This window comes from Streptomyces sp. MAI_2237 (assembly GCF_054189285.1).
On the sequence record NZ_JAJPGQ010000003.1, the window covers coordinates 2,023,540 to 2,038,080 of the forward strand.

General features: G+C 73.1%; 16 protein-coding genes and 2 tRNA genes. 8 read left to right on the forward strand and 10 right to left on the reverse strand.

Going from position 1 to position 14,541, the window contains the following annotated elements; genetic code table 11:
- The first annotated feature begins 32 nt into the window (after positions 1–32).
- From LN251_RS19805 to LN251_RS19815, 3 genes are all read left to right on the forward strand, one after another.
- Positions 33–106 (forward strand) — tRNA-Met (locus tag LN251_RS19805).
- 205 nt (positions 107–311) lie between these two features.
- Positions 312–2,129: a tetratricopeptide repeat protein gene (locus LN251_RS19810; protein ID WP_458245571.1), complete on the forward strand. Its 1,818-nt coding sequence runs from the start codon at positions 312–314 to the stop codon at positions 2,127–2,129.
- 196 nt (positions 2,130–2,325) lie between these two features.
- Positions 2,326–2,399 (forward strand) — tRNA-Met (locus LN251_RS19815).
- Positions 2,400–2,496: 97 nt separating this feature from the next.
- Here LN251_RS19815 and LN251_RS19820 read toward each other — a convergent pair.
- The 3 genes from LN251_RS19820 to hisN form a co-directional block, all read right to left on the reverse strand.
- The gene (locus LN251_RS19820; protein WP_058923347.1) at positions 2,497–2,910 is read right to left on the reverse strand and encodes a Fur family transcriptional regulator; all 414 of its coding nucleotides are present in this window, start codon (positions 2,908–2,910) and stop codon (positions 2,497–2,499) included.
- Positions 2,911–2,979: 69 nt separating this feature from the next.
- Positions 2,980–3,378, reverse strand: a complete 399-nt coding sequence (locus LN251_RS19825; RefSeq protein ID WP_058923346.1) for a CBS domain-containing protein — start codon at positions 3,376–3,378, stop codon at positions 2,980–2,982.
- 159 nt (positions 3,379–3,537) lie between these two features.
- Positions 3,538–4,338 carry a histidinol-phosphatase gene (gene hisN, locus LN251_RS19830; RefSeq protein ID WP_058923345.1) on the reverse strand — a complete coding sequence of 267 codons (801 nt, stop codon included), beginning with the start codon at positions 4,336–4,338 and terminating at the stop codon, positions 3,538–3,540.
- Positions 4,339–4,503: 165 nt separating this feature from the next.
- On the opposite strand from hisN, the gene LN251_RS19835 reads away from it, so the two are divergent.
- Positions 4,504–5,109: a TetR/AcrR family transcriptional regulator gene (locus LN251_RS19835; protein WP_458245572.1), complete on the forward strand. Its 606-nt coding sequence runs from the start codon at positions 4,504–4,506 to the stop codon at positions 5,107–5,109.
- Positions 5,110–5,141: 32 nt separating this feature from the next.
- On the opposite strand, the gene LN251_RS19840 is transcribed toward LN251_RS19835, so the two are convergent.
- From LN251_RS19840 to LN251_RS19855, 4 genes are all read right to left on the reverse strand, one after another.
- On the reverse strand, positions 5,142–5,465 hold the full coding sequence (locus LN251_RS19840) for a DMT family transporter (RefSeq protein WP_058923344.1): 324 nt from the start codon (positions 5,463–5,465) through the stop codon (positions 5,142–5,144).
- Positions 5,466–5,541: 76 nt separating this feature from the next.
- On the reverse strand, positions 5,542–6,552 hold the full coding sequence (gene rsgA, locus LN251_RS19845; protein ID WP_458245573.1) for a ribosome small subunit-dependent GTPase A: 1,011 nt from the start codon (positions 6,550–6,552) through the stop codon (positions 5,542–5,544).
- 13 nt (positions 6,553–6,565) lie between these two features.
- Positions 6,566–7,882, reverse strand: a complete 1,317-nt coding sequence (gene aroA / locus LN251_RS19850) for a 3-phosphoshikimate 1-carboxyvinyltransferase (RefSeq protein WP_458245574.1) — start codon at positions 7,880–7,882, stop codon at positions 6,566–6,568.
- Positions 7,883–8,006: 124 nt separating this feature from the next.
- Entirely contained in the window at positions 8,007–8,726 is a 720-nt protein-coding gene (locus LN251_RS19855; RefSeq protein WP_458245575.1) for a M50 family metallopeptidase, read from the reverse strand.
- A gap of 302 nt (positions 8,727–9,028) precedes the next feature.
- Here LN251_RS19855 and LN251_RS19860 point away from each other — a divergent pair, with 302 nt between their 5' ends.
- Positions 9,029–9,613, forward strand: a complete 585-nt coding sequence (locus LN251_RS19860; protein WP_058923340.1) for a sigma-70 family RNA polymerase sigma factor — start codon at positions 9,029–9,031, stop codon at positions 9,611–9,613.
- Complete coding sequence (locus LN251_RS19865; protein WP_458245576.1) at positions 9,610–10,362, forward strand: anti-sigma factor; 753 nt, start codon at positions 9,610–9,612, stop codon at positions 10,360–10,362. Before LN251_RS19860 ends, LN251_RS19865 begins: the two co-directional genes overlap by 4 nt.
- A 30-nt stretch (positions 10,363–10,392) precedes the next feature.
- Here the strand turns inward: LN251_RS19865 and LN251_RS19870 are convergent, their stop codons facing one another.
- The 3 genes from LN251_RS19870 to LN251_RS19880 are packed head-to-tail and all read right to left on the reverse strand — an operon-like array spanning position 10,393 to position 11,947.
- Positions 10,393–10,737, reverse strand: a complete 345-nt coding sequence (locus LN251_RS19870) for an Asp23/Gls24 family envelope stress response protein (RefSeq protein ID WP_458245577.1) — start codon at positions 10,735–10,737, stop codon at positions 10,393–10,395.
- Complete coding sequence (locus LN251_RS19875; RefSeq protein ID WP_458245578.1) at positions 10,734–11,366, reverse strand: Asp23/Gls24 family envelope stress response protein; 633 nt, start codon at positions 11,364–11,366, stop codon at positions 10,734–10,736. Before LN251_RS19875 ends, LN251_RS19870 begins: the two co-directional genes overlap by 4 nt.
- Complete coding sequence (locus LN251_RS19880) at positions 11,363–11,947, reverse strand: RNA polymerase sigma factor (protein WP_458245579.1); 585 nt, start codon at positions 11,945–11,947, stop codon at positions 11,363–11,365. Before LN251_RS19880 ends, LN251_RS19875 begins: the two co-directional genes overlap by 4 nt.
- Before the next feature lie 249 nt (positions 11,948–12,196).
- Here LN251_RS19880 and LN251_RS19885 point away from each other — a divergent pair, with 249 nt between their 5' ends.
- Together LN251_RS19885 and LN251_RS19890 are read left to right on the forward strand one after the other, a co-directional pair.
- The gene (locus tag LN251_RS19885) at positions 12,197–13,795 is read left to right on the forward strand and encodes a molybdopterin-dependent oxidoreductase (RefSeq protein WP_458245580.1); all 1,599 of its coding nucleotides are present in this window, start codon (positions 12,197–12,199) and stop codon (positions 13,793–13,795) included.
- 76 nt (positions 13,796–13,871) lie between these two features.
- Positions 13,872–14,531: a fasciclin domain-containing protein gene (locus tag LN251_RS19890; protein ID WP_458246756.1), complete on the forward strand. Its 660-nt coding sequence runs from the start codon at positions 13,872–13,874 to the stop codon at positions 14,529–14,531.
- Positions 14,532–14,541 lie beyond the last annotated feature (10 nt).

A 14,541-nucleotide genomic window follows, 5' to 3' on the forward strand; every position in this document is an offset into this window, starting at 1 on the left:
CCCCGCGTCGTGATACGGTTGCAGAACAACGACGCGGGGTGGAGCAGCTCGGTAGCTCGCTGGGCTCATAACCCAGAGGTCGCAGGTTCAAATCCTGTCCCCGCTACTGCAGTCGAAGGCCCGGATCCATCAACGGATCCGGGCCTTCGACGTGTGCGAACGCGTGTGCCGAGCACAGGGTGTACGTGGCGCGGTGGGGAGTTGGGGGATCTGTGTTTGACTTGTCTCTCTGTGGGCATGTCGACAAAACGCTGAAGTGACCTCAATGGCTGCGGTATACCAGGTGTACCCAGGTTGCAGGTGGTGCGACGATGGACGTTATGGGGGACAAGGCAACTCTGTTCGAGACAGGGCGATTTGTGCAGCCTTCCCAACCGGGCGGGACCGACGCCGGGGAGGCCGCGGAAGAGGCTGCCGAGGAACTGCGTCAGCGGCTCGCCGCCGAAGCCGGCGACGTCGAGGCGATGAGTGTTCTCGGGGCCATGCTGCTGCGCCGTGGGGACCTCGACGGCGCCGAACCCCATCTGCGTGCCGCCACCGCGGCCGGTGACCGCGCCGCCGCCAACAACCTGGGCGTCCTGCTGCACCAGCGCGGCTACGCCGACGAGGCTGCCGGATGGTGGCGGATCGCCGCCGTCGCCGGGTCGGCCGCGGCCGCGCACGCGCTGGGCCGCCATCACCGCGAGCGCGGGGACGAGCCGGCCGCCGAGTACTGGCTGCGCCAGTCCGCCGAGCAGGGGCACGCCCTGGGGGCGTACGCGCTCGCCGACCTGCTGGAGCACCGCGGGGACGCCGCGGCCGGAACGTGGATGCGGGCCGCGGCCGAGCGGGGCCACCGTGAGGCGGCGTACCGGCTGGCGCGCGCGCTCGACCGCAGGGCGGCCTGCTCGGAGGAGGGCGGGCCCGACAACGGTGTCGAGCTGCACGCCGAGGCCGAGCAGTACTACCGGCAGGCCGCCGCGCGCGGGCACCGGCGGGCCGCGCTGCACCTCGGGGCGATCCTGGAGAAGCGGGGGGAGCTCAAGGAGGCCGGGCGCTGGTACCTGACCTCCGCCAAGGACGGCGAGGCACGGGCCGCCTGCGCACTCGGCTTCCTGCTGCGCGACGCCGGCGACACCGAGAGCGCCGCCGTCTGGTGGCTGAGAGCCGCGCAGGACGGGGACGGCAACGCGGCCAACGCGCTCGGCGCGCTGCACGCCGAGCGCGGCGAGACGCAGACCGCCGAGCGGTGGTACCGCGCGGCCATGGACGCCGGGGACGACAACGGCGCGTACAACCTGGGGCTTCTCTGCGCCGAGCAGGGGCGGACCGCGCAGGCCGAGCAGTGGTACCGGCGGGCCGCCTACGCGGGGCACCGGGAGGCGGCGAACGCGCTGGCCATCCTGCTGCTCCAGGGCGGCGACACGACCGGGGCCGAGCCGTGGTTCTCCAAGGCAGCGGAGGCCGGCAGCGTGGACGCCGCGTTCAACCTGGGCATCCTGCACGCCGGGCGGGACGAGGACGAGGCCGCGCTGCGGTGGTACGAGCGTGCCGCCGCCGCCGGGCACACCGAGGCGGCGCTGCAGGTGGGGATCGCGCGGCTGCGGGACGGGGACGAGCTCGAGGCGGAGCGGCACCTGCGCTGCGCGGCCGGGGGCGGGAGCGCCGAGGCGGCGTACCGGCTGGCCACCGTGCTCGACGCGCGGCGGCCCCCGGAGCCGGCGCACGAGCTGGGCGAGGTGCTGCACGAGAAGACCGAGTGCGAGGAGTGGTACGAGCGGGCGGCCTCCCAGGGCCACCGGCGGGCGCAGGTGCGGGTGGGCATGATGGCGGCGGCCCGCGGGGACGTGGTGGAGGCGGCCCGGTGGTACCGCGAGGCGGCCGAGGCCGGGTCCCGCAACGGCGCCTTCAACCTGGGGCTGCTGCTGGCCCGGGAGGGCAGCGAGCCGGAAGCGGCGGTGTGGTGGACGCGGGCGGCCGACGCCGGGCACGGTCGGGCGGCGTTGCGGCTGGCCCTGGTCTACGCGCGTCGGGGTGAGCTGGCGGAGGGGCAGCGGTGGGCGGACCGGGCCGTGTCCCTCGGGCCGGCGGAGGTCACGGAGCGGGCGGCGCGGCTGCGGGACGCGTTGCGGGAGGAGCTGTCGGCTTGACCTTCTGGGGGCTGCCGCCCCCCGGCCCCCGCTTCGGCCTGGACGGCCTCGTCCTCAAACGCCGGACGGGCCGGGATGGGGCGGCCTTGTCCTCCAGTGCCGGACGGGCTGGATGGGTGGGCGAGGCTGGAAAAGCTGCCGGTGGTGAAGCGATTTGCTTCTGGCCTCTTCCCTCACGTAGTGTTCTGTTCATCGCCGCGGGGTGGAGCAGCTCGGTAGCTCGCTGGGCTCATAACCCAGAGGTCGCAGGTTCAAATCCTGTCCCCGCTACTGAAGACAGAGGGCCGGAATCCAGAAATGGACTCCGGCCCTCTGTGTTTGCGTACGGGATGTTCGGCGTGCGGGCCCGCGAGGGGCCCGCCGGCCCTTATGCCGCGCAGTTCGGGCAGACGCCCCGGTAGGTGACCTCCACGTCGGAGACCGTGAAGCCGAAGCGTTCCGAGTCCGGGAGGTCGGCCAGGGGGTTGCCCGTCGGGTGGACGTCCTTGATCGCGCCGCATCGGGCGCAGACCAGGTGGTGGTGCGGGCGGTGCGCGTTCGGGTCGTAGCGCTTGGCGCGCTTGTCCGTCGCGACCTCGAGCACCTCGCCGAGCGAGACCAGCTCGCCCAGCGTGTTGTAGACGGTCGCCCGGGAGATCTCCGGCAGCTTCGCGACGGCCCGTGAGTGGACCTCGTCGGCCGTCAGATGCACGTGCTCGCCGTCGAGAACCTCGGCCACGACGCGCCGCTGCGCGGTCATCCGCCATCCGCGTCCGCGCAGCCGTTCCAGAAGGTCACTCATACGGCCAGCCTAACAGAAGGGGACCAGGACGCGAATGAATGTGACTTTAGACTTCGTCCAGGGTTGTGGTCAGTGCAGAAGGGCCACGTGCTCGCGGGCGGGCGCCCAGCAGCGGATGATGTCGCGCACCGAGACGATCCCGACGGCCTCGTCGCGGTCGAGGACGATCAGGTGACGGAACCCGCCGTGCGCCATGGCGCGGGCGGCCTCCTCCAGGGTCCAGGACGGGGCGGCGAAGACCACGTCGGTGGTGGTGTGGGCGGAGGCGTGCTCCGCGTCCGGGTTCTGGCCGAGGCCCACCGAGTTGAGGATGTCGCGTTCGGTGAGGATCCCGATCCCGCCCGCGTCCGGGTCGAGGACCACGGCCGCGCCGACGCGGCGTGCGGCCATCAGGGCGGCCGCCTGACGGAGGGTGTGTGCGGGGCCGATGGTGAGGACGACTGTGCTCATGGCGTCACGGACGAGCATGGACTTGAGCCACCTCCTAGGGAACCCGGGAGATAGTTCCCGGATTCACAAGTTCACAAGTGGGGGGACTCTCAGAGTGACAGGTAAAGCGGGGGTCAACAAGAGGGCGCGTGCGGCCGATTGAGGGCGTACGCGCTCATCTGTGGTGACGTGGGAGCCTCAGTAGCGCTGGTTCAGGTACCCCAGCAACTCGTCGTGCAGCAGGCCGTTCGACGCGGCCGCGTTGCCGCTGTGCGGGCCCGGGCGGCCGTCGAGGCCCGTGAAGGTGCCGCCGGCCTCCGTCACGATGACCGCGTTCGCGGCCATGTCCCACAGGGAGAGCTCGGGCTCGGCGCAGATGTCCACGGCGCCCTCGGCGACCAGCATGTACGGCCAGAAGTCGCCGTACGCGCGCGTGCGCCACACCTCGCGGGTCAGGTCCAGGAAGCCGTCGAGGCGGCCCTGCTCCTCCCAGCCGGACAGCGAGGAGTAGGCGAAGGAGGCGTCCGGCAGCTTCGAGACGCGGGAGACGTGCAGGCGGGAGGCGGAGGAGAGGCTGCGGCCGGTGAACGCGCCGTGCCCCTGCGCGGCCCACCAACGCCGGCCGAGCGCGGGCGCGGAGACCACGCCGACCACCGGCTCGAAACCGGTCTCGCCGGCCTCCATCAGGGAGATCAGCGTGGCCCACACCGGGACGCCGCGCACGTAGTTCTTGGTGCCGTCGATCGGGTCGATCACCCAGCGCCTCGGGCCCGTGCCCTCGACGCCGTACTCCTCGCCGAGGATCGCGTCGCGCGGGCGGGCGCGCTGCAGCTGGCCGCGGATCAGCTCCTCGGCGGCCTTGTCCGCCTCGCTCACCGGAGTCATGTCCGGTTTGGTCTCGACCTTCAGGTCGAGGGCCTTGAAGCGGCCCATGGTCGCCGCGTCCGCGGCGTCCGCGAGGACATGGGCGAATCGGAGGTCGTCGAGGTAGTCCGGCATGGGACGAACGCTATCCGGCGAGGTGCGCGAGGGGCCATACGGGCCTGATTACGGTCTGACCGCTCCTGGTGGCCGAAGGGCGCTCCCGCGTGCTTCCGCGAACCCTTGACAGTGCCTGTGCACGCGTCAAATCTGGGCGCAGAGTCGCTCCGCCCCAGGGAGGCGATGATGCCTGCAGCGCGGGAATCCCTACTGGACGCCGCCTACACGGCGCTGGCGCGCCGGCCGTGGTCCGCCGTACGGATGGTGGACGTGGCCGCGGCGGCCGGAGTGTCCCGGCAGACCCTCTACAACGAGTTCGGCAGCAAGGAGGGGCTCGCCCGGGCCTTGGTCAGAAGGGAGGCGGACGGCTATCTCGCGGGAGTGGAGCGGGCGCTCGGCACCCACTCCGACGCCCGCGAGCGGCTGACCGCGACCGCCGAGTGGACGGCGTCGGCCGCCCAGGAGAACGCGCTGGTACGGGCCATGCTGACCGGCTGCTGGAGCGAGCGGCTGCCGTCGCCGACGCTGTCCGCCGTGCCGTCCTCCTCCGCCGTGCCTGCCCAGCGCCGGGCCGACGGCCCGCTGCCCTCGCCCGGCGACTTCGTGGCGATCGTCCGCGACCGGGCCGTGGCGGTGCTCGCGGGACCCGGCGCGCACCGGACGGACACCACGGAGCTGGCCCGCACCTGCGAACTGGTGGTCAGGCTGGCGCTGTCCTGCGTGGCCGCGCCGCCCGTCGACGGCGTGGGGGAACTGGTGCGCACGGCTCTGCCCCGGCAGCCGGTGTGAGCCGGCCCCGGGCGGGATCGGACGGTCGCGGTCTAGTGCGTCGAGCCCGACAGCTGCAGGCCGATGACCCCCACGATCACCAGGCTGATCGACACGATCTTCAGGGTGGAGACCAGGTCGCCGAGGAAGATCATGCCGTAGATCGCGGTGCCCGCCGCGCCGATGCCGGTCCACACGGCGTAGGCGGGGCCGACGTCGAGCTTGCGCAGGGAGAGGGTCAGCAGGCCGAAGCTGCCCAGGGCGAAGACGCAGAACGCGATCGTGGGCCACAGGCGCGTGAAACCGTGCGAGAGCTTGAGGCACACGGCGAAACCCGTCTCGAGCATTCCGGCCACCACTACCAGCAGCCATGCCATGTGCTGTCCTCCCCGTATGTCCGCTCGGTGCGATTATGCACTTACCGAGCGGGCGTACAGGCAAACAACGCGGTGGTCAGTCGCCCTCCGTGCGCTCCCTGGTGGCCAGCAGCCGGCGCAGTGAGTACAGCCTCGCCGGATCCGCGTGGCCCTCGGCCACCCACTGGTCCAGCGCGCAGTCCGGCTCGTCGTGACTGCAGGCGCGCGGGCAGCCCTCCGTGCCGGGTTCGAGGTCCGGGAAGGCGTGGATGACCCGGGAGGGGTCGACGTGCGCGAGGCCGAAGGAACGGACGCCCGGGGTGTCGATCACCCAGCCGCCGTCCCCGGCGAGGGGCAGGGCGAGGGCGGAGGTCGTGGTGTGGCGGCCGCGGCCGGTGACCGCGTTGACGTGCCCCGTCAGACGGCGGCGGTCCTGCGGGACCAGCGCGTTCACCAGGGTCGTCTTGCCCACGCCCGAGTGGCCGACGAACGCCGTGACCTTGCCGTCGAGCTGCTCGCGCACCCGATCCGCGGCGTCGCCGTTCTCCAGCTCCTCGCGGCTGGTGACCACGTACGGGATGTCCAGGTCGCCGTAGAGCTCCAGGAGCTTGTCGGGCGGGGACAGGTCCGACTTGGTCAGGACGAGCAGCGGCTCCAGCCCGCCGTCGTACGCCGCGACCAGGCAGCGGTCGATCAGGCGGGGGCGGGGCTCGGGGTCGGCCAGGGCCGTGACGACGGCGAGCTGGTCGGCGTTGGCCACGACCACGCGCTCGTAGGGGTCGTCGTCGTCCGCCGTGCGGCGCAGCACGGACGTGCGCTTCTCGATGCGGACGATCCGCGCGAGGGTGTCCTTCTTGCCGGAGAGGTCGCCGACGATGGCCACCCGGTCGCCGACCACCGCCGCCTTGCGGCCCAGTTCGCGGGCCTTCATCGCCAGCACGGGCCGGCCGTCGACCAGACAGGTCAGCCGGCCGCGGTCGACGGTGAGGACCATGCCCTCGGCCGCGTCCTCGTGGGCGGGACGGATGTTCGTACGGGGCCGGGTGCCCTTGCGGCCCGGGCGGACGCGGATGTCGTCCTCGTCGGTGTGCTTGCCGTAGCGGCGCATCTCCCTTACGTCCCTACGCCCCGAGCATCCCGGTCCACAGCTCGGGGAAGTCCGGCAGGGTCTTCGCCGTCGTCGCCACGTTCTCGATCTGTACGCCGTCTACCGCGAGGCCGATGATCGCGCCGGCCGTCGCCATGCGGTGGTCCTCGTACGTGTGGAAGATCCCGCCGTGCAGGCGGCGCGGGCGGATGTGCAGGCCGTCGGCCGTCTCCGTGACGTCGCCGCCGAGCTCGTTGATCTCCTTGGTGAGCGCGGCCAGCCGGTCCGTCTCGTGCAGGCGCAGGTGGGCCACCCCGCGCAGGGTCGAGGGGGAGTCCGCGAGGGCCGCGACCGCCGCGATGCCCGGGGTCAGCTCGCCGACCTCGCCGAGGTCCACATCGATACCGTGAATGGCACCCGAACCGGTGAACTCCAGCCCGTACTCGGTGAGTTCGCAGGAACCGCCCATTTCGGTGAAGATCTCCCGCAGCCTGTCGCCGGGCTGGGTGGTGTGCGCGGGCCAGGCGGGCACGACGACCTTGCCGCCGGTGACCAGGGCGGCGGCGAGGAACGGCTGGGCGTTGGACAGGTCCGGCTCGATGGTCAGGTCCCGGCCGAGCAGCGCGCCCGGCGTCACCCGCCACACGTTCGGCTCGCCGCCCGCCTCCGGGGTGTCCACCTGGGCGCCGACGGTGCGCAGCATGTCCACGGTCATGCGGATGTGCGGCAGGGAGGGCAGCGAGGAGCCGATGTGCCGGACCTCCACGCCCTGGTTGAACCGCGGGCCGGACAGCAGCAGGGCGCTGACGAACTGCGAGGACGAGGAGGCGTCGACCTCCACCGGGCCGCCGTCCAGCGCCCCGCCGCCGTGCACGGTCAGCGGCAGCGCGCCGCGGCCGTCGTCGTCGATCCGGGCGCCCAGGACGCGCAGGGCGTCGATGACGCCGTGCAGCGGGCGCTCGTACGACCGCGGGTCGCCGTCGAAGCGCACGGGGCCGTCGGCGAGGGCGGCCACCGGCGGCAGGAAGCGCATCACGGTGCCGGCGTTGCCGACGTCGACCGTGGCCGGGCCGCGCAGGCCCGTGGGCAGCACCCGCCAGACCTCGCCCGTGCCGTCCGGGCCGACCCCCTCCTCGATGCCGACGCCCATGGCGCGCAGGGCGCCGGCCATCAGCAGGGTGTCGCGCGAGCGCAGGGGGCGGCGCAGCCAGCCGGGCTCGGAGGCGAGGGCGGCCAGCACCAGGGCGCGGTTGGTGACCGACTTGGACCCGGGCACGTGGACCGTCGCGTCGACGGCTCCGCTCGCGTGCGGGGCGGGCCAGAGGGCGGTGTGTGCGGGGTTAACGGTCATGCGCCCCACTTTAGTGGCTGGGCGTGACCGGAGATCTTGATCAAATGCGGCGAAATCATGGTGAAAGAACGGCATGGGAATTGCCGTGCATATATGCGCGCACACGGGCCGCAGGGAGCGCCGGTCACATCGCCAGCAGCCAGCGCCCGCCGCCGATCAGCGAGCACAGCGACACCGCGTGGAACAGGAACAGCCACATCCCCGCCGGCACGTGCGTCAGCCGGGAGAGCTGGTCGGCGTCCGAGTCGCCCGCGCCGCCCCGCATCCGCTTGGCCTGCAGCTCGAACGCCGGACGGACGCCGCCCACCAGCAGGAACCACACCACCGCGTACGCGAAGGCCGCCTGCACCTGCGGTCCCGCCAGCCACGACACCAGCAGGAACATCCCGCCGGTGAGGACGACCGTGAGCGCGCCGTAGGCGTTGCGGATCATGATCAGCATGGCGACGAGCAGGGCCGTCGCCACCCACAGCAGCAGCGTGATGTGGCCCGCGCCCAGCAGGGCCGCACCGCCCAGGCCGAGCAGCGAGGGCGCGGTGTAGCCCGCGGCCGCGGTCAGGATCATGCCGATGCCGTGCGGCTTGCCGCGCGAGAGGGTCAGGCCGCTGGTGTCCGAGTGCAGCCGTATCCCGGTCAGCTGACGCCCGGTGAGCAGGGCGACCAGGCCGTGGCCGCCCTCGTGGGCGATGGTGATGGCGTTGCGCGCGATGCGCCAGACGCCGTGCGGGAGGGTGACGGCGAGCGCCGCGACGAGGGTCGCGAGGACCACCCACAGGTCGGGGTCGGGCTGGGTGCCGAAGACGCGGTCCCACAGAGAGGCGAGCGAGGCTGCGGTGCTGTCCATTGGCGGGCGTGGCTCCCATGGGTGTCGGCGGATCCGGCGGTTGCGCGTAGGTGCGGACGGTACCTGAGACGCCCGCCCGGCAGGGATCGTTCCTGACGGCGAACGCGCAGGTCACGGCCGGTGGGACCGTGAAGTCGTCCGGCCTCTGCTCTACCCGTGCCGCCTGTGCGCCCCCTGGGGGACACCTGTGCTCTCGCCGGGTCCGGCCGCCACCTGCGCATTTTTCCCCTCCGCCGCAACCAATCCGGTGTCCCGTCGGGAACGGATTACGCCCGGACATGTCCCGACCACGGAGGCCCTCGGTGAAGGAAGCGGTACAGATCGGCAGAAATCCTGCACATGAGCCCGATCTGCAGGAACTGGTCCGCCGCGTGGCCCTGGGCGACGAGGACGCGTTCGCCGCCGTCTACGACGCCGTCGCGAGCGGAGTCCTGGGAGTCGTCCGGGCCGTCGTCCGGGACCGGGCGCAGTCGGAGGAAGTGGCTCAGGAGGTGCTGGTGGAGGTGTGGCGGACCGCTCCGCGCTACCGGCCCGACCGGGGCACGGCCATGAACTGGATCCTCACGCTGGCGCACCGCCGGGCCGTGGACCGGGTGCGCTCGGTCGAGGCCGCGGCGGCCCGGGACCACAAGGCGTCCCTGCTGGAACGGGTGCCCGAGTACGACGAGGTGGTCGAGCACGTCGAGGCCCGGCTGGAGCGGGAACAGGTGCGGCGCTGTCTGCGCACCCTGACCGAGATCCAGCACCAGGCCGTCACCCTCGCCTACTACCGGGGCCTGACCTACCGAGAGGTGTCGGAGGCACTCGCCCTTCCGCTGGGCACCGTCAAGACCCGCCTGCGCGACGGACTCATCCGGCTGCGCGACTGCCTGGGGGTGACCGCATGACGACCACCGACCTGCACCGGCTGACGGGCGCCTACGCCCTGCATGCCCTCTCGGACGAGGAGAGCGCCGCGTTCGAGCGCCACCTCACGGGCTGCGAGGCGTGCGCGCAGGAGACGGCCGAACTGCGCGCCACCGCCGCCCGGCTGGGACTCGCCGCCGCCGCGACGCCCGCGCCCGCGATGCGCGAGCAGGTGCTGCGGCGCATCGGCACCGTCCGCCAGGACAGCCCGGGCGAACCGGCCAGGACCCTGGTCACCCGGACCGGGCCGCGGACCCGTACGGTCTCCCGCTGGGCGCTGGCGGCCTGCCTCGCGGCCGCCACGGCGCTGGGCGGCACCGCCCTCTGGCAGCACCAGCAGGCGCAGGACGCCCAGGACCGGGCGCGCCGTGCCACGCAGGCGACGGACGACATCGCCGCCGTGCTGACCGCGCCCGACGCCAGGACGCGAGCCGCCGAACTGACCGGCGGCGCCACCGGAACCGTCGTGGTCTCCCGCACCCGGGACCGCGCCGTCTTCGCCGTCTCCGGGATGGCCGCGCCGCCCAGCGGCAAGGTCTACCAGCTGTGGTTCGACGACAACGGCACCATGCGCTCGGCCGGCCTCATGGACTCCCACCGCGCCGAGCAGACCGTCCTGCTGCAGGGAGCGGTCGACGGAGCGTCGGGCATGGGCATCACCGTCGAACCCGGCGGCGGCTCGAAGCAGCCCACCTCCACGCCGGTCGCACTCCTGTCCTTCCCGAGCTGACCGGCCGGCCGAGGAACCGCCTCCCTGCCGTCAGACGCGGCCCGTGACCGTCACCGTGACGGCCGGTGCGGGGCGGGTCGGCGTCAGGGCGGCCAGGCGGTCCCGGACCCGGTCGCGGACTGCCCGGGCCACGTCCACCGCCCTGGCCTGCCGGGCCACGACGACCTGGATCTCCACGTGCCAGGAGCCGTCGTCACCGTCCGCGGTCATCCGCACCCCCGCCGGCCGGGCCCTGCCCGCGGGCGGCGCCGGACGGGACAGCGCCGAGCGCAGCCGCTCGGCCAGCCCCGGCTTGAGGAAGGCCACCCCGGGCACGCCCTCCGCCGCCGCGGCGGCCTCCTCGACGAGCGTCGTGTGCGCGATGGGCACGGTCATGGGGTAGGGCCTTCCTGGTCGTCGTCTGCCGGTGCGGCGACGAGATCGATGACACGGATGTCCACGGCCGCCAGCGGCATGCCCAGCTCGCGGTCCGCCGCCTCCCGCACCCGCCGGCGCACCTGGTCGGCGACCTCCGGCAGGAAGACGTCGACCGGGGCGTGGATGTCGAGACGGGCCTCGACGGCGCCCTCCGGCGTGCCGTCCTCGCCGCCGTCGAGGAGGCGGCAGGAGCCGGCCCGGACGCCCGGGACGGTCTCGGCGGCGGCGCGCAGCACCCGCGCCGCGACCGCCTCCATGACCCACAGGTCCTCCGCGGGCTCCCCCAGGGGCAGCGGACGGCCGGGACGCAGTTCGAGGCGTACGACGTCCATGACGCGCCGCGTCAGCGGCTCGGCGTCCCGACCGGCGGCGTCCGCCGTGTCGTCGCGCAGGCCGCGCACCGCGGACTCCAGGCGGTCGAGTTCCCCGACGGCCTGCCGGCAGTACGGGCAGGACCGTCCGTGGGCGTCGTCGGCCTGTTCCTCCCGGGCCCGCCAGGTGTGCGACAACAGCCGTCCGCACGGCAGGAGTTCGTCGTCGTCCCCCGGAGTGACGGCGCTGTTCGGCGGGTCGGTGTGAGCGGTCATGGCCAGGCCCCCAGTGCTTGTGTCAGACAACGGCGTGCGCGGAAGACCCGGGCCCGGACGGCATCCTGGCTGATTCCGACCGTGTCCGCGATGAACTCGTAGGACCGGCCGTCCAGTTCCCGCAGCACCCAGCAGGCCCGCTGCTCGGGCGACAGCCCGCCGAGGGCCTCCCGCAGCTCCCGGACCGCGTCGCGGGCCTCGGTGATGCGGGCCGGGGACGCGGTGTGCTCGGCGGCGGGCAGGTCGCCCGCCGCGTCCAGCGGGGTCACCGGCTTGCGGGCCCGCAGCACGTTCAGGCAGCGGTTGGTGACGATGCGGTACATCCAGGTGCCGAACGCGGAGCGGCCCTGGAACTCCGGCAGCCGCCGCCAGGCGCTGAGGAACGCGTCCTGCACGGCGTCCTCCGCCTCGGCCCGGTTGCCGAGCAGACTCGTCGCCAGCCGCAGCAGCGCCGGGGCATGGCGCCGCACCAGCAGGGCGAAGGCGTCCTCGTCGCCTTCGGCGGCGCGGACCGCCAGCAGGGCGTCGTCGGAACCTGCCCGGCCGGCCGCTGGTGTGCTCTGGGTGCGGGACCCCGCCACGGGGCGGCTCCTCTCGTCCGTTCTTCCGAAGGTTGGACAGCGCCGGGCCCTCGTTGTTACGGAGCACTTCCCTGGCCGGGGCCCGGGCGGATGCCCGGGGCGGGGGAAGCGGGCGGGCGATCCGGGAGCGGAAGTGCGTTTGCTTTTTCTTCATCCGTAGCCGGTTCGGGCTCGGATTGGTCGGAAAAAAGAATTCATCAGATCGGGGGTACGGCCAATCCGGGCGGGCTCGGGGCCCGGATTCCCCACGTGACCGAGAACGAGAAGGAACGCCGAATCCGGCCCGCCGCGGTGGCGCTGGGAGCCATCAGCGGTGTGCTGGCCGGCTTCGCGGCGCTCGCGTTCGCCGAGGCGGTGGCCGGTCTGGTCAGGCCGCAGGCCGGTCCCGTCGTGGCGGTGGGCGGCGCGGCGATCGACCGCACGCCCGCCGCCGTGAAGGACTGGGCGATCCGCCGTTTCGGCACCGACGACAAACTCGTTCTGCAGCTGGGAATTCTCGCGGTACTGACGCTTTTCGCGCTGTTTCTGGGAATTGCCGCACTGCGTTTCCGGCGCACCGCCGCCCTCGGAGTGCTGCTGTTCGGCGTCGTCGGCGCCGCCGCGGCGACCACCCGTCCCGACTCCGGCGGCGCCGCGGACGCGCTGCCCTCGGTCGTCGGGGCCGTCGTCGGCGCGGCGGTGCTCTACGTCCTCGCGGGCCGCCTCACACCCGGGCCTCCGGTCACGGCCGCGCCGGCGGCGGCCTCCGACGACCCGGGGTGGGACCGGCGCGGGTTCGTGATCACCGCGACGGCCGCCGCCCTGGCCTCGGCCGGCGCCGGCGCGCTGGGCCGGTCGCTGGGCGGCGCCGCCGGCCGGGACGCGGTGGCCTCCCGCCGCGACGTGAGGCTGCCCGCCCCCGCCTCCCCGGCTGCCGCCGTACCCCGGGGCGCGGCGCTGCGGATCCCCGGCATCAGCCCCTTCACCACGCCGAACGGCTCCTTCTACCGGGTCGACACCGCGCTGGTGGTGCCGAAGGTCGACGCCACCTCCTGGCGGCTGCGCATCCACGGCAAGGGCGTCACCCGGTCCCGCACGCTCACCTACGACGACCTGCTGCGGCGCGAGCTGATCGAACGGGACATCACCCTCACCTGCGTGTCGAACGAGGTCGGCGGCCCCTACGTCGGCAACGCCCGCTGGATCGGCGTACGCCTGGCCGACCTGCTGGCCGAGTGCGGGGTCAGGCCTCCCTCGAAGGGCGGCCCGGCCGACCAGCTGGTCGCGCGCTCGGTGGACGGCATGACCATCGGCAGCCCCGTCGAGGACGTCATGGACGGCCGCGACGCCCTCCTCGCGGTCGGCATGAACGGCGAGCCGCTGCCCTTCGCCCACGGCTTCCCCGTCCGCATGGTGGTGCCCGGCCTCTACGGCTTCGTCTCCGCCTGCAAGTGGATCGAGGACATCGAACTCACCACCTTCGACGCCTACGACCCCTACTGGGTCAAGCGCGGCTGGGCCCGCAAGGCGCCCGTCAAGACCCAGTCACGGATCGACACCCCCAAGCCCTTCGCCCGGCCGAAGACCGGCACCGTCATGGTCGCCGGGGTCGCCTGGGCCCAGCACCGCGGCATCGACAAGGTCGAGGTCCGTGTCGACGACGGGCCCTGGCGGGAGGCCCGGCTCGCCGCCGAGGACAGCCGCGACACCTGGCGCCAGTGGTCCTTCCCCTGGCAGGCCACCAAGGGCAGCCACACCCTCACGGTGCGCGCCACCGACCGCACCGGACGGCTCCAGACCGACGAACGCACCCGGACCGTCCCGGACGGCGCCAGTGGATGGCACTCCGTGGTCGTGACCGTCGGCTGACCCGTCCCCGCAGACCACCTTCCCGAATCCCCGTACGACCGCGGCTCTCGCCGCGGGACCCGACAGGAGAAACATGATGAACACCCGTATCCGCCGTACCGCCGTCACCCTGGCCGCCGCGGCCGTCCTGCCGCTGGCCCTGAGCGCCTGCTCCGACAGCGGCAGCGACTCCGCCAAGTCCGACTCCTCCTCGAAGGCGTCCGCCTCTGCCTCCGCGTCGGACGACGGCATGACCGGCGCGGGCAGCACCACCTCGGCGGACAAGCCCTTCGGAGCGGCCTGCTCGGCGGTGCCGAAGGACGGTGCCGGTTCCTTCGACGGCATGGCGCAGGACCCGGTCGCCACCGCCGCCTCCAACAACCCCGCGCTGTCCACGCTGGTGGCCGCGGTGAAGAAGGCCGGGCTGGTCGACACCCTCAACAACGCCCAGAACATCACGGTGTTCGCCCCGACCAACGACGCCTTCGCCAAGATCCCCAAGGCCACCCTCGACAAGGTCCTCAACGACAAGGCCCAACTGACGAAGATCCTCACCTACCACGTCGTCGGCAAGCAGCTGACCCCCGCGGACCTGGAGAAGGGCTCCTACGAGACGCTGGAGAAGTCCAGGCTCACCACCGCCGGCTCCGGCGAGTCCTACACCGTCGACGACTCCGCCAAGGTCGTCTGCGGCAACGTCAAGACCGCCAACGCCACCGTCTACATCGTCGACTCGGTCCTGATGCCGACCAGCTGACGCCTCCTCA